The sequence below is a fragment of the Enterocloster citroniae genome (assembly GCF_040545455.1).
GTDB lineage: Bacteria > Bacillota > Clostridia > Lachnospirales > Lachnospiraceae > Enterocloster > Enterocloster citroniae.
This window is the reverse complement of record NZ_JBEPLZ010000025.1, coordinates 21,345-37,805: the sequence shown is the minus strand read 5'-3', so window position 1 is coordinate 37,805 and position 16,461 is coordinate 21,345. Positions and strand designations below refer to the sequence as shown.

The 16,461-nt window shown below is 50.9% G+C and carries 16 protein-coding genes; 12 read left to right on the top strand and 4 right to left on the bottom strand.

The genetic code is table 11. The features are described 5' to 3' along the window. Positions 1-95: 95 nt before the first annotated feature. Positions 96-749: an HAD family hydrolase gene (locus tag ABID13_RS23410; protein ID WP_048930708.1), complete on the bottom strand. Its 654-nt coding sequence runs from the start codon at positions 747-749 to the stop codon at positions 96-98. A 111-nt stretch (positions 750-860) separates the two neighbouring features. Beyond that, positions 861-1,835, bottom strand: coding sequence for an ROK family protein (locus ABID13_RS23405; RefSeq protein WP_048930707.1), 975 nt, complete (start codon positions 1,833-1,835; stop codon positions 861-863). Positions 1,836-2,081: 246 nt separating this feature from the next. Here ABID13_RS23405 and ABID13_RS23400 point away from each other — a divergent pair, with 246 nt between their 5' ends. Together ABID13_RS23400 and ABID13_RS23395 are read left to right on the top strand one after the other, a co-directional pair. Next, on the top strand, positions 2,082-3,026 hold the full coding sequence (locus ABID13_RS23400; protein WP_007869908.1) for an AEC family transporter: 945 nt from the start codon (positions 2,082-2,084) through the stop codon (positions 3,024-3,026). 51 nt (positions 3,027-3,077) lie between these two features. After that, positions 3,078-3,950, top strand: coding sequence for a DMT family transporter (locus ABID13_RS23395; protein WP_007869905.1), 873 nt, complete (start codon positions 3,078-3,080; stop codon positions 3,948-3,950). On the opposite strand, the gene ABID13_RS23390 is transcribed toward ABID13_RS23395, so the two are convergent. Next, complete coding sequence (locus ABID13_RS23390; RefSeq protein WP_007869902.1) at positions 3,910-4,926, bottom strand: asparaginase; 1,017 nt, start codon at positions 4,924-4,926, stop codon at positions 3,910-3,912. The two genes, ABID13_RS23395 and ABID13_RS23390, sit on opposite strands and share 41 nt — an antisense overlap. Before the next feature lie 208 nt (positions 4,927-5,134). Between ABID13_RS23390 and ABID13_RS23385 the strand changes: the two genes are divergently transcribed. The 8 genes from ABID13_RS23385 (at position 5,135) to ilvC (ending at position 11,810) form a co-directional block, all read left to right on the top strand. Further along, positions 5,135-5,596, top strand: a complete 462-nt coding sequence (locus ABID13_RS23385) for an NfeD family protein (RefSeq protein WP_007869900.1) — start codon at positions 5,135-5,137, stop codon at positions 5,594-5,596. A 1-nt stretch (position 5,597) separates the two neighbouring features. Beyond that, positions 5,598-6,548, top strand: a complete 951-nt coding sequence (locus ABID13_RS23380; protein ID WP_007869897.1) for an SPFH domain-containing protein — start codon at positions 5,598-5,600, stop codon at positions 6,546-6,548. Positions 6,549-6,674: 126 nt separating this feature from the next. Further along, complete coding sequence (locus tag ABID13_RS23375; protein WP_045092001.1) at positions 6,675-8,069, top strand: MATE family efflux transporter; 1,395 nt, start codon at positions 6,675-6,677, stop codon at positions 8,067-8,069. A 72-nt stretch (positions 8,070-8,141) separates the two neighbouring features. After that, a complete protein-coding gene (locus tag ABID13_RS23370) occupies positions 8,142-8,324 on the top strand; it encodes an HPr family phosphocarrier protein (protein ID WP_007869891.1) in 183 nt (60 codons plus the stop codon). Between the two features lie 194 nt (positions 8,325-8,518). Continuing rightward, positions 8,519-9,352, top strand: coding sequence for an NAD(+) diphosphatase (gene nudC / locus ABID13_RS23365; protein WP_048930706.1), 834 nt, complete (start codon positions 8,519-8,521; stop codon positions 9,350-9,352). A gap of 17 nt (positions 9,353-9,369) precedes the next feature. Continuing rightward, positions 9,370-10,038 (top strand): HAD family hydrolase, encoded by a 669-nt coding sequence (locus ABID13_RS23360; RefSeq protein ID WP_048930705.1) that lies wholly within the window; start codon positions 9,370-9,372, stop codon positions 10,036-10,038. 144 nt (positions 10,039-10,182) lie between these two features. Then, complete coding sequence (gene ilvN, locus ABID13_RS23355) at positions 10,183-10,686, top strand: acetolactate synthase small subunit (RefSeq protein WP_007869881.1); 504 nt, start codon at positions 10,183-10,185, stop codon at positions 10,684-10,686. 113 nt (positions 10,687-10,799) lie between these two features. Beyond that, positions 10,800-11,810: a ketol-acid reductoisomerase gene (ilvC, locus tag ABID13_RS23350; RefSeq protein ID WP_007869879.1), complete on the top strand. Its 1,011-nt coding sequence runs from the start codon at positions 10,800-10,802 to the stop codon at positions 11,808-11,810. 135 nt (positions 11,811-11,945) lie between these two features. On the opposite strand, the gene ABID13_RS23345 is transcribed toward ilvC, so the two are convergent. Next, the gene (locus ABID13_RS23345; RefSeq protein ID WP_007869877.1) at positions 11,946-12,827 is read right to left on the bottom strand and encodes a LysR family transcriptional regulator; all 882 of its coding nucleotides are present in this window, start codon (positions 12,825-12,827) and stop codon (positions 11,946-11,948) included. 553 nt (positions 12,828-13,380) lie between these two features. Between ABID13_RS23345 and ABID13_RS23340 the strand changes: the two genes are divergently transcribed. Together ABID13_RS23340 and hydF are read left to right on the top strand one after the other, a co-directional pair. Continuing rightward, positions 13,381-14,574 carry a dicarboxylate/amino acid:cation symporter gene (locus tag ABID13_RS23340; RefSeq protein WP_048930704.1) on the top strand — a complete coding sequence of 398 codons (1,194 nt, stop codon included), beginning with the start codon at positions 13,381-13,383 and terminating at the stop codon, positions 14,572-14,574. Positions 14,575-14,862: 288 nt separating this feature from the next. Next, positions 14,863-16,092 carry a [FeFe] hydrogenase H-cluster maturation GTPase HydF gene (hydF, locus tag ABID13_RS23335; protein ID WP_048930703.1) on the top strand — a complete coding sequence of 410 codons (1,230 nt, stop codon included), beginning with the start codon at positions 14,863-14,865 and terminating at the stop codon, positions 16,090-16,092. The last annotated feature ends 369 nt before the right edge of the window (positions 16,093-16,461 follow it).

Here is a 16,461-nt window from a genome sequence, read left to right as displayed (position 1 = left end):
GTTGCTACCTACTATAATGGAAAAGTGGACTGAACAAAATATCCAGTTAAAGATATTTTGACCAGTCCACTTTTGGGTTTTGCCGGGGAATGCATTTACAACGGTGCAGGACATCCCTGCCTGAACCATCCGGTCATGCTTTCCGGGGAGGCAAAACGGTAGGTGGATACAATGCCATTGGGATGACAGCAGCCCCACAGGGCCAGGGCGCTGTCCACGCCCGCTGCCCTGGCGCAATCCATGTCATAGACGCTGTCGCCCACATAGAGCACCTGGGAGGCATCTGTATCCTCCAGCCACATGTAGGTGTTCATGGGAGCAGGGTGGGGCTTGTGCTGCTTTGTATCGTCCGCAGTAATCACGGTCCGGAACATGCCGCCTATGCCAAAGGGGATAAAGCTGTTTTTATACTGCTCCATGGTTTTGGAGGTGATGATGCCCAGGACATGGCCCTGGGACTTGAGATATTCCAGGAGGGGAAGTATGCCTTCATAGAGGTAGGCCGTGTGCTGATAAGAGTACATATATTGTTCCCAAAGGGGATAGATCTTAAATATCTGTTCCGGGGAACGGATGCCCAGCATCTCGAATGCATTTAAACCCGGAATCCCCAGCACGGGGGTGAGGCGGCTGATTTCCCAGTGCTCCCCGGTTACTTCCCGGATCGCCTTTTGGAGACTGTGCAGTACCGCTGCCGTGGTATCGATCAGTGTGTTGTCAATGTCAAATACAATATGTGGATAGTTCATCTTTCCCTCCCATGGATACTCCCGCCTCTTTAGGCGGCGTGCAATGATTATTCTGTCTTGGAGGGAGCATGGATCTCCTTCCGGGACAATGTTTTCGTGTGATCTCTGTGGTCATGAAACGCTGCGGGCCATGGCAAACAGCCCCCGCTCGTAATCCTTCTGGTAATCTTTGGACAGTTCAATGGAAGGCAGGGCTTTGGCCGGCAGACAGGCAGCACAGCGGGAGCGGATATCATCCAGCCTTCCTTCCAGAAGAGGATTGTGATAAAGGACAACCATGGACGGGTTGACCGTGCATGCGTATACCTGGATCAGTCTGGTGTAAAGCTCCGTCACGTCCGTGACAGTCGGCTGTCTGTCTAATCCTTCCCAGTAACGGTCCATAAAGGGGAGGAAGCAGGGCTCCGTACAGAAGCCGGAAGCGCCGGTCCACAGCCGGTTGTCGATGATCATGCCTCCGCCCATGCCGCATTTGTTCAGGAACAGGGTGATAAGTGAGTTGACGGAGGCCTGCTTTCCGGTCCAGCATCCCATGGTAAGGTAATTCATATCATTCTCAAATACAACGGGAAGGCAGGTCACATCCTTTAGGTGTTCGGGCAGGTTCATCCCCTTTAGACAGTCAAAAACAGTGGATTCCTCCACAATGCCGTGGCTGACCAGGGCCGCGATCCCGATGGAGACGGCGCTGAGACGCCGGTGGCGCTGGATGGCATCCCGGATCAGGGAATCCAGCCGTTCCAGGGAAAAGGATTTAAAACAGAATTCACCGTGGTCAACTGTCTCTTCCCTCATGTCCTTGACATTCCAGCATACCCGTCCGTCCTCTATCTGGATCAGCAGATAGAGGTGGAAGCGGGGGTCCAGCTCATAAAAACACGCGCATCTTCCGCCCGTGGAGGTGCCGGTGCCCTGCTCCAGGAGTTCCCCGGCGGAACACAGTTCATCCACCAGACGTGTCACGGTGGGAAAACTAAGCCCCAGCCGCCTGGATATCTGGCTCTTGGAAACAGAACCTTCCTGGTCCATGAATGCGCGGATCCGATCCAGATTGATTTGCTTGATCGATACAGATTCTTCTGCCATTGAAAAAATCCTCCTGGATATTAAAAGAGTTTTTGATATACTTTTCAATATAACATTAATAACTATCTTTATTTAACCACATTTCCATAAAACTGTCAACAGGAAGATTAGAATTTCTAAATACTCTCAGCGCATAAAGATACCCCCCTTTTTGGCTGTTGAGGGTATGGAAAGTCTTGACAAATAAGGCCTTAGAGTATATTGTTACATGATGATGGACAAAAGAGTAAGCGGAGGCGCAGGGACGTGGAGAATCTGATATTTAGTTTAAATGCAACATTGCCGATTTTTATATTGATGCTGCTGGGAGTTTTTTTCAGAAAGGTGGGCCTGATGGATGGCCGGTTTGTCAACCAGATGAACCAGTTTGTATTTAAGGCGGCCCTTCCGGTACTGCTGTTTGAAGACCTGGCCGGCTCTGATTTCTTTCATGTCTGGGATACCAGATTCGTGCTGTTCTGCTTTGGCGCTACCCTGGCGGAGATCCTGCTGGCGGGCTGCGTTTCTCTTTTGTTAAAGGATAAAAACCTGAGAGGGGAGTTTATTCAGTCCTGCTATCGCAGCAGCGCAGCTCTTCTGGGAATTGCGTTTATAAAAAATATTTATGGAAATGCGGGGATGGCTCCTCTGATGATCATAGGCAGCGTTCCGCTGTATAATACCATCGCGGTCCTGATCCTTTCCTTTACAAGGCCGGGGCAAAAGAACCTGTCAAAGGGAGTGCTGAAGGATACGCTGAAAGGCGTCTGCACCAATCCCATTATTCTGGGGATCCTTGCAGGCATGATATGGTCCGTGATGGGGCTGAAACAGCCGGCCATCATGGAAAAGACAGTTGCAAGCCTTTCGGCAGTGGCAACACCCCTGGGGCTTATGGCCATGGGAGCTTCCTTTGACTGGAAAAAAGCAGGAGAAGCAGTGAGGCCCGCCCTGCTGGCCACGGCCATGAAACTGCTGGTCATGACAGGCGCGTTTCTGCCCGCTGCCATATGGCTCGGGTTCAGGAATGAACAGCTTGTGGCCATTCTGGTGATGCTGGGGTCGGCCACCACGGTCAGCTGCTTTGTCATGGCCAGGAACATGGGCCATGAAGGTGTCCTGACTTCCAGCGTGGTGGCGCTTACCACATGTGCAAGCGCATTTACCCTGACTTTTTGGCTGTATCTGATCAAATCCTTGTCTCTGATCTGATGCATATGATGCAGCAAAGGAGAACTGGATTTTGGACTGGGGGATCTTGAAATGAAAGCAAAATTCGGAGTCATATTTTCCATGGCGGCATTTGGCACCATTGGGGTGTTTGTGAGGAACATACCCCTTGCGTCCGGGGAACTGGCATTGTACCGCGCAGTGATCGCAGTGACGGCCCTTTTGCTGTGGCAGGCATGTACAGGACAATTTATAAAGGTTTTGGACATAAAAAAAGAACTGCCCCTTTTGTTTCTCTCAGGGGCAGCCATGAGTGTGAACTGGATCCTGCTTTTTGAGGCATACCGGTATACCACCGTGGCCATGGCCACGCTCAGCTATTATTTTGCTCCGGTGATCATAACCGTGTCCAGCACCCTGCTGTTCAGGGAACGGCTCACATCCAGGCAGGTGTTCTGTTTTGTCATGTCCACCTTTGGTCTGGTACTGGTGATAGGGGTCAGCAGCGGGGGCGGAAGCAATGACCTGTTGGGTATCCTTCTGGGCCTTGGGGCCGCCCTGTTCTATGCGGCCGTGGTGCTGCTCAATAAAGGGATCCGCAATGTATCCGGCCTGAACCGGACCTTTCTGCAGTTTATTGCCGCCATACTGGTGATGATGCCCTATGTGTTCCTGACAGGGGGCTCCCATCTGGGCAGCCTGGACCTTGCAGGCACGGTGAACCTGCTGGTGGTGGGGATATTCCACACAGGTGTCTGCTACTGCATCTATTTTTCTTCCCTTCGGTATCTGAGAGGACAGGAGGCTTCCATCCTCAGCTACATCGATCCCCTGGTAGCCGTGGTGGTATCGGTCCTTCTGCTCCACGAACGTGTCTTGCCCCTGCAGGCCGCAGGAGGCTGCATGATCCTGGGATTTACCGTGCTCAATGAATGGAATCCTGGTACCAGAGAACATCGCGGTTAATGGTCTCATAGAACAGCCTGCGGATCTCCTCAGGGTCTTTTGTCTGGCCCAGGATCCACATGATCTTAGTCACCACTGCTTCCAGTGTCATATCGTAAGCTTCCAGCAGGCCGAATTCCTGTTTGATATTCCGGCCCACCTCATAAACAGACATATTGCTCCCCTCGTTGGTGACCTGGGTGGTCATTACCACAGTTTTGCCCAGGCCGGTCCACCGGGAAATGGCCCTGTAATAGTCATCTTGCTCATAGGAAGGCAGGCCTCCCACCCCAAAGGACTCAATGATCACAGCGTCATAATGCTCGGCCATATAATCCAGAAGGGACGCGTCCATGGAGGGGATCAGCTTTAGAAGTCCCACATTGGAATCCAGTTCATGGAAGAACTTCACAGTTTCCCGGTCCCTCTCCTTGTCATCCAGATAAAAGATGATGTGGTCCTCCTGGATCACAGCCACATTGGGAAAATTGATACTGGAAAATGCATTATAGCTCTTGGTGCGCTCCTTCTTTCCCCTTGTTCCGGCAATGGCCTTGCCGTCAAATACAATGTTTACATCATGGGCTTTGTCGCAGGAGGCAAAAAACAGGCTGTCCGCCAGGTTGGTGCGGGCATCTGTATTTTCCATGTCAATGGGCTTTTGGGCTCCGGTAATGACAATGGGCTTTTGGGAATGCTGGATCAGATAAGACAGGGCGGCGGCCGTGTAGGCCATGGTGTCCGTGCCGTGGGTGATCACAAAGCCGTCATACTGTTCGTAATGTTCTTCAATGGCGGCCGCAATGGTAAGCCAGTGGGACGGCTGTATATTGGTACTGTCTATGTTCAGGATCTGGATGGTGTCGATCTGGCAGTAACTGCGGCTGTCCGGCACATAGGACAGGATCTCGTCCGAGGTGATGACTGGTTTTAAACCGCTTTCCGTTCGCTTGCAGGCAATGGTCCCGCCTGTTCCCAGCATAAGAATACGTTTCATGTGTGATTCCTCTTTTCCTTTGTTTTTCATAGTATAACCTTTATTTTAAATCATATAATAATAAACTGTAACAGACCCCATGGGCTGTTTACAATTATATTAAGAATATTATAAATTTACAATCCCTTGATTGCTTTTAGACATATCTATGGTAGAATAACAGTATAACCAATTTTCTCCAAAGACGCCGTAAAAAAGGGGGTTTCATATGTCCGTAACATGGCTTATAGCTTTTGTGGTATTTCTGGTAGTGGAAAGTATGACCGCATCCCTTACCAGTATCTGGTTTGCGGGCGGAGCCCTGGCTGCGTTGGTGGCCCAGGTGTGCGGGGCGCCCTTAAGACCGCAGCTGGCAGTATTTGTGATCGTATCCTTCATACTGTTCATCATGGTCCGCCCGTTTACCGCCAGGTATCTTCACCGAAAAAAGACCGACACCAATGTGGACAGTTTTGCGGGCCGCAAGGCCGTTGTAAAAGGGCGCATTGACAACGAGGCCGGAACAGGAACCGCAATCCTGGCCGGAGAGACATGGCTTGCAAGGGCTGCCGTGGAGGGAGAGACATTTGAACCCAACACGGTGGTGGTCATCACATCCGTCAGCGGCGCCAAGCTGATGGTAAAGGCAGCCCAGCCCGAGCACAGAGTAGAACAACCAAAGGAGGAGTAATATGTTTGCAGCAGTAGGAGGCTTTGTTGTATTTATCATCATCGCGATCGTCATCCTGTTGATCCTGTCCACCTGTATCCGCGTTGTGCCCCAGGCACAGGCGCTGGTAGTGGAGCGGCTGGGAGCTTACCAGGGGACTTATGGAGTGGGGATCCATTTCCTGATACCATTTATTGACCGAGTGGCCAAGAAGGTGAACTTAAAGGAGCAGGTGGAGGACTTTCCGCCCCAGCCCGTGATCACCAAGGATAACGTTACCATGCAGATCGACACCGTGGTGTTCTTTTACATCACGGATCCAAAGCTGTATGCCTATGGGGTGGAGCGCCCCTTGCTGGCGATTGAAAACCTGACAGCGACCACGCTGCGTAATATCATCGGCGATCTGGAACTGGACCAGACCCTGACTTCCAGGGAGACGATCAATGCTAAGATGCAGGAGTCATTGGACATTGCAACTGACCCCTGGGGCATCAAGGTGACCAGGGTGGAGCTTAAGAATATCATTCCGCCTTCAGCCATCCAGGAGGCCATGGAGAAGCAGATGAAGGCAGAGCGTGAACGCCGTGAGTCCATTCTCCGCGCAGAGGGTGAGAAGCGGTCCATGATCCTGGTGGCGGAAGGCAACAAGGAATCCGCGGTGCTTAACGCGGAAGCTGAAAAGGAGGCAGCCATCCTTCGGGCGGAAGCTGAAAAGGAAAAGAAGATCAAGGAGGCGCAGGGCCAGGCGGAGGCCATCCGCAGCGTTCAGCAGGCAACAGCGGACGGCATCCGTTTTATCAAGGAAGCGGGAGCGGACAACGCGGTGCTTCAGCTGAAGAGTCTGGAAGCCTTCCAGGCAGCTGCCAACGGAAAGGCCAACAAGATCATTATCCCTTCCGATATCCAAGGGATCGCAGGGATGGTAAAGTCTATTGCGGAAATAGCTGCCAAGGATGAAGGGGCTGAGTAAATTCCGGTAGACAAACGAGGAAAATTGATATAATATGAGAATTAACAGTAGTGCCCATCAGCTTTGTTTGACTGATGGGTGCTATTTTATCTGAAAAAGAATTCCATGGAGAAGCGAGGAACAGGTATGGCACAGGAGGTAAGCACCAAAAACCGTATTACGGAGGGGAGTATTTTCGGACAGCTGCTGCTGTTCTTTTTTCCGATTCTGTTCGGAACATTCTTTCAACAGCTGTATAATACGGCGGACGCCATTGTGGTTGGCCGTTTTGTGGGCAAGGAAGCCCTGGCGGCAGTGGGAGGCAGTACCAGTGTGCTGATCAACCTGCTGGTAGGTTTTTTTGTGGGCCTGTCCAGCGGCGCCACGGTGGTCATTTCCCAGTACTATGGCGCCAGAAAGGCGGATAAGGTGCACTGGGCCGTACATACATCCATTGCCTTTTCCGTCATGGGCGGAATCATCATGATGATTCTGGGAATCCTGGGCTCCTACTGGGCGCTGGAGGCAATGAAGACCCCGGAGGATGTTATGCAGCCTTCCATGATCTATCTCAGGATCTATTTCATAGGCACCATCCCCAACCTGATCTACAATATGGGAGCAGGTATCCTCAGGGCGGTGGGAGACTCCAAGCGCCCTCTGTATTTTCTGATCGCCAGCTGCTTTGTGAACATTGTGCTGGATGTGCTTCTGGTGGCTGTCCTGAAGATCGGTGTGGCCGGTGCCGCCATTGCCACCATCGCGTCACAGCTTCTCAGCGCTGTCCTGGTGGTATGGACCCTGATGAAGACAGAGGACACCTACAAGCTGGAGTGGAAGAAGGTCAGGATCGACCAAAGGATGCTGAGGCGGATCGTGCGGATCGGAATCCCTGCGGGAATGCAGTCCATTATGTACAATATCTCCAATATTATCATCCAGGCAGGCGTGAACACACTGGGAACAGACAATGTGACGGCATGGGCCACCTACGGAAAGGTGGACGGCCTGTTCTGGATGATGATCAATGCCCTTGGGATTGCGGCCACCACCTTTGTGGGACAGAATTACGGTGCGGGCCGGATCGACCGTGTGAGGAAAGGCGCCGGAGCCTGTATGGTGGTGGGAGCGGTAATGACAACCATGGCCGGTGCCGCCCTGTATCACTGGGGCCATTATCTGGTACTTATGTTTACAACAGATCCCCAGGTCCAGGAGATCAGCATCCGGCTGCTGCATTTTATGGTCCCCACCTTTATCACATATATTGCCATCGAGATACTGTCCGGTACGCTGAGAGGCGTGGGAGATGCATGGATGCCCCTGATCATCACCGGTGTGGGGATCTGCGGTGTACGCGTGCTCTGGATCATGTTTGCCCTGCCCCATTTCCACAACATCATTGGCGCAGCCTTCTGCTACCCCCTGACCTGGAGCCTGACCAGCGTATGCTTTATCATCTACTACTATTTTTTCAGCTCCCTGGCCAGGTGGAAAATAAAACCTTTCTGGAAAAAGCTGGAACGGTATAAACCTTTTTAAAAGGGGAAAACTTCCTGTATCAATAAAAATACGGCCCATAACATAAGCCGTATTAGATACAGGAGGTTTTTTATGACAACAAAGGAAATTACATTTAATACAATAGAGGACGTCAAACAGTTTGTAAACCGCGTAGAGCAGTACCCCCAGGACGTGGACGTATGCTGCGGCAGCTGCATGGTGGACGGCAAATCCATACTGGGAATCTTGAGCCTTGGAATCCGCAAAAAACTAAACGTAGTAATACACGATTAAGGAGGGGCGCGCAGGTCTGTGACCTGCCGGCCCAGAAGCCGTACCCTCCCCCCGTCCCGTCCCATTCTCTTCACGGACTGGCGCCTATCCTTTCAGCCAATTAAATCCCAATTATCTCTTTTACAACCCTCCGATCCTGTGATACAATAGACATCAAACCCGAAAAGGACTTGGAAAGGAAGATGATATAATCTATGATACAGGATATAGCGCCTCATACATATGATCCCACATTCCGCAAAAAGGCGCCGGAGGAACAGGACTTTGTCCTCCATTATGAGTACAATAAGGTTATGCTTTTACGGCAGGGGGAGGGGTACGTGATCCCTACCTTCAGGGATCTTTTGGACGAGGAGGATGTGAGGCCTGGGGCCAGGTATCTGTTCTGTATTGACGACAGGGCCTACTATCTGGTGACGGATATGAAGGTGCCGGAGTTCGGCGGTTACGTCATGGAAGGACTGCCGGTTTTCAGGACCTTTGAACCCCTTTATCAGGCGTTTGCAGGGATAACGGGCAGCCAGCTTTACAGATGGCTCCAGAGCAGGAAGTACTGCGGGGGCTGCGGGCAGAAGATAGCGCCCAGTGAAAAGGAACGGGCCATGGTCTGCCCTGAGTGCGGACAGACGGAATATCCCAAGATCAGTCCGGCCATAATTGTGGCTATTAAAAACAAGGACAAACTCCTCATGTCCAGGTATGCAAGGGGGACTTACCGCAATTACGCTCTGATCGCCGGATTTGTGGAGATCGGTGAGACCTTTGAGGACTGCGTGCGCAGGGAAGTGATGGAGGAAGTGGGACTGAAGGTAAAGAACATACGCTATTATAAGAGCCAGCCCTGGGCATTCTCAGACACGGAGATGATCGGATTTACGGCGGAGCTGGACGGGGACGATACCATACGCCTGGAGGAGGACGAACTCTCGGAGGCCGGATGGTTTACACGGGATGAGATCGTGGAATACGGACCTTATATCAGCGTGGGACATGAGATGATGAAAGCGTTTAAGGACGGGAAAATATAACGGAATGGGAGAAACGGATGGATCATAAGACTCATATATTATTTGATTTGGACGGAACACTGACAGACCCCAAAGAGGGGATCACGAAATCCGTGTGTTATGCCCTGAACCATTACGGGATCCAGGTGGAGGACCTGGATTCCCTTTGCCCCTTTATCGGGCCGCCCCTGACGGACAGCTATAAGAAGTTTTATGGCTTTTCCAATGAGCAGGCCTGGGAGGGCGTGCTCATATACCGGGAGTATTTCAGCAGGCAGGGATGGTATGAGAACAAGGAATATCCCGGAATCAGGGAAATGCTCCAGGCCCTAAAGGACGCGGGCAAAACCCTGCTGGTGGCCACCTCCAAGCCTGAGGAATTTGCAGTGAAAATACTTGAGCATTTTAAACTGGCAGAGTACTTTGATTTTATCGGCGGAGCCAATTTGGATGAGACAAGGTGCAGGAAGGGTGATGTGATCCGGTATGTGCTGGAGTCCAGCGGCCTGGGCCTACAAAAAGAGGCGGTGGACAATGCCGTGATGGTGGGGGACCGGGAACATGATGTGCTGGGAGCCAGGGAGTGCGGCATGGAATGTGTAGGCGTGCTCTACGGATACGGGAGCCGTCAGGAGATGGAAGACTGCCGGGCCGCCCATGTGGTTGAAACTGTTTCAGAACTTGAACAGTTTCTTTTGTCCCTTTAATAAAGGTACTAGTATAACTAAAACTCATAATAACCATTCCTATTATGCAATTGACAAATAGAACAATGGTTGTTATGATTGAAATTACTATATGGAAAGGGCAGGACCATAACTGCCTGAACCATGATGAGAGGGTGGGATTATATGGATGACAGAATCGTGTTATCGCTGCTTGTAGACAATACTGCCGGCGTGCTGGCCCGGGTGGCCGGACTGTTCAGCCGCCGTGGTTACAATATTGAAAGCCTGACCGTTGGTGTCACCGCAGACCCGCGGTATTCCAGGATGACCGTGGTCTCCCTGGGTGATCAGACTGTTCTGGAGCAGATCAAGAACCAGTTAAACAAACTGGAGGATGTAAGGGATATCAAGGAGTTGAAGCCGGACCGTTCCGTGTACAGGGAACTGATGATGGTCAAGGTGAAGGCCAATGCTTCGGACCGCCAGTCGGTCAGCGCTATTTCCAGCATATTCCGTGCAACCATCGTGGATGTGGGCAAGGACTCCCTGACAGTCATGCTGACAGGCGACCAGTCCAAGCTGGACGCGCTCATCAATCTGCTGGAAGATTATGAGATCTTGGAACTGGCCCGTACCGGTCTGACCGGACTTGAGCGAGGCGCTGAAGATATCAGGATGCTTCCGTAGGGATCGGTTGCGGTAAATAAGAGCTTAAGGGGGCGGCCAAGGGCGGACTGAGAGTCGTCGGTTTTGTTGCCTTAACATATACATTTTCAAAGGAATCAAGGAGGAAGAGAGCAATGCCAAAGATTTATTATCAGGAAGATTGTAATTTATCATTACTGGAAGGCAAGACCATCGCTGTCATCGGTTACGGCAGCCAGGGACATGCACATGCATTAAATTTAAAGGAGTCAGGCTGCAATGTAATTGTAGGTCTGTATGAGGGAAGCCGTTCCTGGAAAAAGGCCGAGGAGCAGGGCTTTGAAGTATATACGGCAGCAGAGGCAACCAAGAAAGCCGATGTTATTATGATCCTTATCAATGACGAAAAGCAGGCGGCTATGTATAAAGAGTCCATCGCTCCAAACCTGCGTCCAGGCATGATGCTGATGTTTGCTCACGGTTTTGCCATCCATTTCGGACAGATCGTTCCGCCTAAGGATGTGGATGTGACCATGATCGCGCCAAAGGCTCCGGGCCACACGGTAAGAAGCGAATATCAGAGAGGCAGAGGAACCCCATGTCTGATCGCGGTACATCAGGATGCAACAGGCAAGGCAACCGATATGGCTCTGGCTTATGGTCAGGGGATCGGCGGCGCAAGGGCCGGTATCCTGGAGACTACCTTTAAGGTAGAGACAGAGACAGACCTCTTTGGAGAGCAGGCTGTTCTGTGCGGCGGCGTGTGCGCTCTGATGAAAGCCGGATTTGAGACCCTGGTTGAAGCCGGTTATGCTCCTGAGAATGCATATTTTGAGTGTGTGCATGAGATGAAGCTGATTGTTGACCTGATCTATGAGAGCGGCTTTGCCGGTATGAGATATTCCATCTCCAACACGGCAGAGTACGGCGATTACATCACCGGACCAAAGATTGTGACAGATGAGACAAAGAAGGCCATGAAGAAGATCCTGTCCGATATCCAGGACGGTACTTTTGCAAAAGACTGGCTCACAGAGAACCAGGTAGGCTGTCCTCATTTTAATGCCATGAGAAAGAACGAAGCTGCCCAGCCGCTTGAAAAGGTTGGCTCTGAGCTGAGAAAGCTGTACAGCTGGAATGACACCGATAAGCTGATCAATAACTAATTGCCGGCATCGGGACAGTGGTTACATAGGTAAAAGGCCATAGAAGAAACGATAAAATTGTGGGTATGAGTATGTAATGTATAAAAGGCGGTTTCTCCCCGGCATGGGAGGAACCGCCTTTTGACTGCCTGAACTTTAGTATAAGAACTCCAAAAATGTTCTCAAAGCCAGGGCCTGGTTGGCCGGATGGTAGGAAAAACCAATGGTCCTTCTGTGAATGGGGATTTCCAGGGGGATCTCCACCAGAATGCCGTTGTCCAGTTCCTTTTGGATCAGTTCCTTGATCACGCACCCGATCCCCAGACCGATTTTTGCAAACTCAATGAGCAGGTCCATGGTGGTCACCTCCAGCACCTGCCTGGGTATGATATTGTTATCGGACATATACTCATCCACATGGTGGCGCGTCATGTTGCTGGTATCCAGAAGCATGATGTTGCCGGTCTCAAAAATATTGGTATCCTGTCCCTCTCTTAAGTACAGGTTCTCCAGATAAGAGGGTGTGGTGACAAAGATATCCTGTATGTCCATTACTGGTATGAATGCCAGATCCCTGCGCACGGAGGGTTCGGCCACAAGTCCCAGATCGATTTTCTGCTGTTCCAGACGCGTCAGGGTCTGGGCCGTGGACTGGCTTTCTATGGTCACCTTCATGTGGGGGTACTGGTCAATAAAGGTTTTTAAATAGGGAAGCAGGATATACTTGCACAAGGTGTTGCTCACCCCAATGCGCAAATGGCCGATATCGAACTCCTGGATCCTCTTTAACTCGGATTCACCCCGCTCCAAAGCATCAAATGCTTCCCTGGTGTGCTCGAACAGGATCTCCCCCTCCGCGGTGAGCTGCACGCCCCTGGAGCTGCGGGTAAACAGGGAAAGTCCCAGGCTGTCCTCCAGCTTGCTGATGGCCTTGCTGATGGCCGGCTGGCTGATATAGAGTTCTTTAGCGGCTTTGGAAATATTGCCGGCTTTTGCCACCTCATAGAATATCTTATATTGTGATAGGTTCTGCTCCATCCCTTACCTCCATGCGATATAACAAATTTTCATACCATTTTTTTTTGCTATATGTTTTTATTATAACAATATGGGTGGGGAAATGTAAAGCGCAGATATATAAATTCCAAGTTTTTCAGGTTTTTTTCAAAAACTCCCCGGAGCTGCGGACCGTTTCCTGTTGTCCGGCAGCCCTGCAGTTATTTATTACGGTTTTATGGTTCACCTTATACCCGCAGATGTATATACTTACAATAGATACCCCGGTAGATAAGGGAATCTTAAACAGGGAAACATGTAATGATACAGACATTGACCTGGGGGCATAAAATGTGGTACTCTTTTAGTAACCGGATTCCCAATACAGATCACTGAAAGGGAATTTTGGCAGCGGACCGGATCGTGGCAGGGAATCCACAAAAGGAATGGGAGGTGATGGCTGAGGTTACACCAGAGAAGGCGGCATTGTGACAAGTGGTGTCGAGGCAACACGTAAGAATGTTGGTCTGCCTGGAAATAAAGGGATGAGGGAGACCGGCGAAGGGATCATAAAAATTATGATTGGAGAATAGGTATGAAAAAAATAACAAGTAGTTTACCGTTCCGATTACTGTTGGGGGTTATTCTGGGTATTGTCATTGGCCAGGTTTCCGGCGAAGGTCTTATGCATGTCATTGTAACGATCAAATACATACTGAACCAGGTGATCGTATTCTGCGTTCCGTTGATCATCATTGGATTCATTGCTCCCTCCATTACAAGGCTTGGGAATAATGCGTCCAAAATGCTGGGAGTTGCTGTTTCAATTGCGTATATTTCATCTATCGGCGCTGCGCTGTTTTCCATGGTGGCAGGCTATCTTATAATCCCCCACCTTTCCATTGCCACAGAGGTGGAGGGGCTGAAGGAACTGCCTGAGATCGTGTTCCAGCTGGACATTCCCCAGATCATGCCGGTGATGAGCGCCCTGATCTTTTCACTGCTTTTGGGCCTGGCTGCCACGTGGACCAAAGCAAGGGTGATCACAGATGTCCTGGAGGAATTCCAGCAGATCGTACTGTCCATTGTAACAAAAGTTGTTATTCCCATTCTTCCTGTATTTATCGCTTTCACCTTCTGTGCATTGTCATATGAAGGAACCATAACAAAACAGCTGCCCGTATTTATCCAGGTGGTCGTCATTGTCATGATCGGGCACTATATCTGGATGGCCCTGCTGTACGCCATCGGCGGAGCATATTCAGGCAAGAACCCCATGGATGTGATCAAGAATTACGGGCCGGCCTATATTACGGCTGTGGGAACCATGTCCTCCGCAGCAACCCTGGCGGTTGCTCTGCGCTGTGCAAAGAAATCCCAGCCTCCTCTGAGGGATGATATGGTGGATTTTGGCATCCCGTTGTTTGCCAACATCCATCTGTGCGGCTCCGTGCTCACGGAGGTGTTCTTTGTTATGACAATATCTAAGATACTTTACGGTTATATCCCGTCCACGGGAACCATGCTTTTGTTCTGTGCCCTCCTGGGAGTATTTGCCATTGGTGCGCCTGGCGTTCCGGGCGGTACGGTAATGGCGTCCCTGGGCCTGATTACAGGCGTTCTCGGGTTTAATGAGACGGGAACAGCCCTGATGCTCACTATTTTTGCCCTGCAGGACAGCTTTGGAACAGCCTGTAACGTAACAGGAGACGGAGCGCTGACCATGATCCTTACCGGCTTTGCCGAAAAGCATGGGATCAAACGGCAGAAAATTGAGAGCGGATTATAAAGGAGAACATGCGTGCCCCATTCCCCTGCCTGCGGTTTGAGATGCCCCGGGCAGGGGTTTTTCCGCCCTGGATCCCAATGCGCCCCGGTGCACCTATGCCCCGGTGCGCCTATGCTCCGGAAAAGGTCCGACAAAGAGAATTCCTTTCCGGGGATTGACAGCCCATGGGGGCTGTAGTAATATGCAATATAATAATGAAAGTAACAGTTGGGTATCAGCTTTTCGGCCAAGAAGATGAGCCGTCCTTAAACAGTTACAAATGAAAAAGGAAAAGAGGAGCAAAAGCGTATGGGAATGAATAACACACCGGCATCGGATCGGGTCCATATTGGGTTCTTTGGAAGGAGAAATGCAGGCAAGTCCAGCGTGCTCAATGCTGTCACGGGCCAGAATCTGGCTGTGGTCTCTAATGTGAAGGGAACCACCACGGACCCTGTGTACAAGGCCATGGAGCTGCTTCCCCTGGGACCTGTGATGATGATCGACACTCCGGGGATCGATGATGAGGGGGAGCTGGGCAGCCTGCGTGTCAGGAAAAGCTATCAGGTGCTGAACAAGACGGATGTGGCTGTCCTGGTGGTGGACCATTGCCATGGCATGACGCCTGAGGACAGCTCCCTTTTAAAACGCATAGAGGAAAAGCGGATTCCCTGTGTGATCGTCTGTAACAAGATGGACCTGGAACAGAAAGATCCTGGGCAGGTGGATTGGAAACAAAGCCTCCCGCTGGTAAAAGTCAGTGCCTTGACCGGTCAGGGGATCGCCGATCTTAAGGAGTGCCTGGCCGCACTGGGAAAGATCCAGGAGAACAGCCGCAGGATTGTGGGAGATCTGCTGGAACCACAGGATTTTGCAGTGCTGGTAGTGCCCATTGACAAGGCTGCTCCCAAGGGACGGCTGATCCTGCCCCAGCAGCAGACCATACGCGATATCCTGGAAGCGGATGCGACTGCCATTGTCCTTAAGGAAAATGAACTGGCAGGGGTGCTGCCGGCGCTGGGGAAGAAGCCCAAAATGGTGATCACGGACAGCCAGGTATTTGCCAGGGTTTCTGCAGATACGCCAAAGGATATTCTTTTGACTTCTTTTTCCATCCTTTTTGCCAGATATAAAGGGGATCTGGAACAGCTGGTGGAGGGCGTGACGGCTCTGGATCACATAGGAAAAGGGGACCGGATACTGGTATCAGAGGGGTGTACACACCACAGGCAGTGCGGTGACATAGGTACGGTGAAGCTTCCGTCCTGGATACAGGGTTTTACGGGAACAGAACCTGAATTTGTATTTACATCAGGAACGGAATTTCCGGACGACCTGGGCGGCTACCGTTTGATCATCCACTGCGGCGGATGCATGCTCAATGAGCGGGAGATGAAGTACAGGATGAAATGCGCCCGGGATCAGTGCGTACCCATGACCAATTATGGGATCACCATTGCATATATACATGGGATCCTGCGGCGCAGTCTGGAACCCTTTCCGCACATAGCCGCTCTTCTGGACCGAAAAGGAATATAAGCAGAAATGAAAGGGAACCATAAACAGTGGTCCGGCAGGTATGCGGTCACTGGTCATGGTTCCTTTTTTGTATCATGTCCGTTCCTTTTCGGTGAAAACCTGTGTGTGTAAAGATAATAAAAAATATTTTTATTTTAAGAACTATATTGAAAAATATTTCTAACGTGTTATACTGTACTCAAAGGATATAAACTAAGGATATAAATAATAGAGGTGGGAGTACCCTCAGTGAACAAGGGCACACACGCCCCAACCGCCGTCTTTTGGCGGCTGGCCGCCTTAACGTCAGTCGGCTACGCCCAGAGACAGTAACGCCGCAGAATCGCAAATCTGTGGTGCAAAACCGTGTACTCCCCTGTCCGCTGAGGG

Coding starts and splice junctions, on each gene's coding strand:
- ABID13_RS23370 (WP_007869891.1), top strand. CDS start 8,142: ATGACAACAAAGGAAATTACATTTAATACAATAGAGGACGTCAAACAG.
- ilvC (WP_007869879.1), top strand. CDS start 10,800: ATGCCAAAGATTTATTATCAGGAAGATTGTAATTTATCATTACTGGAA.
- ABID13_RS23345 (WP_007869877.1), bottom strand. CDS start 12,827: ATGGAGCAGAACCTATCACAATATAAGATATTCTATGAGGTGGCAAAA.
- ABID13_RS23390 (WP_007869902.1), bottom strand. CDS start 4,926: ATGAAACGTATTCTTATGCTGGGAACAGGCGGGACCATTGCCTGCAAG.
- ABID13_RS23405 (WP_048930707.1), bottom strand. CDS start 1,835: ATGGCAGAAGAATCTGTATCGATCAAGCAAATCAATCTGGATCGGATC.
- ABID13_RS23360 (WP_048930705.1), top strand. CDS start 9,370: ATGGATCATAAGACTCATATATTATTTGATTTGGACGGAACACTGACA.
- hydF (WP_048930703.1), top strand. CDS start 14,863: ATGGGAATGAATAACACACCGGCATCGGATCGGGTCCATATTGGGTTC.
- ABID13_RS23395 (WP_007869905.1), top strand. CDS start 3,078: ATGAAAGCAAAATTCGGAGTCATATTTTCCATGGCGGCATTTGGCACC.
- ilvN (WP_007869881.1), top strand. CDS start 10,183: ATGGATGACAGAATCGTGTTATCGCTGCTTGTAGACAATACTGCCGGC.
- ABID13_RS23410 (WP_048930708.1), bottom strand. CDS start 749: ATGAACTATCCACATATTGTATTTGACATTGACAACACACTGATCGAT.
- ABID13_RS23385 (WP_007869900.1), top strand. CDS start 5,135: ATGTCCGTAACATGGCTTATAGCTTTTGTGGTATTTCTGGTAGTGGAA.
- ABID13_RS23340 (WP_048930704.1), top strand. CDS start 13,381: ATGAAAAAAATAACAAGTAGTTTACCGTTCCGATTACTGTTGGGGGTT.
- ABID13_RS23380 (WP_007869897.1), top strand. CDS start 5,598: ATGTTTGCAGCAGTAGGAGGCTTTGTTGTATTTATCATCATCGCGATC.
- nudC (WP_048930706.1), top strand. CDS start 8,519: ATGATACAGGATATAGCGCCTCATACATATGATCCCACATTCCGCAAA.
- ABID13_RS23375 (WP_045092001.1), top strand. CDS start 6,675: ATGGCACAGGAGGTAAGCACCAAAAACCGTATTACGGAGGGGAGTATT.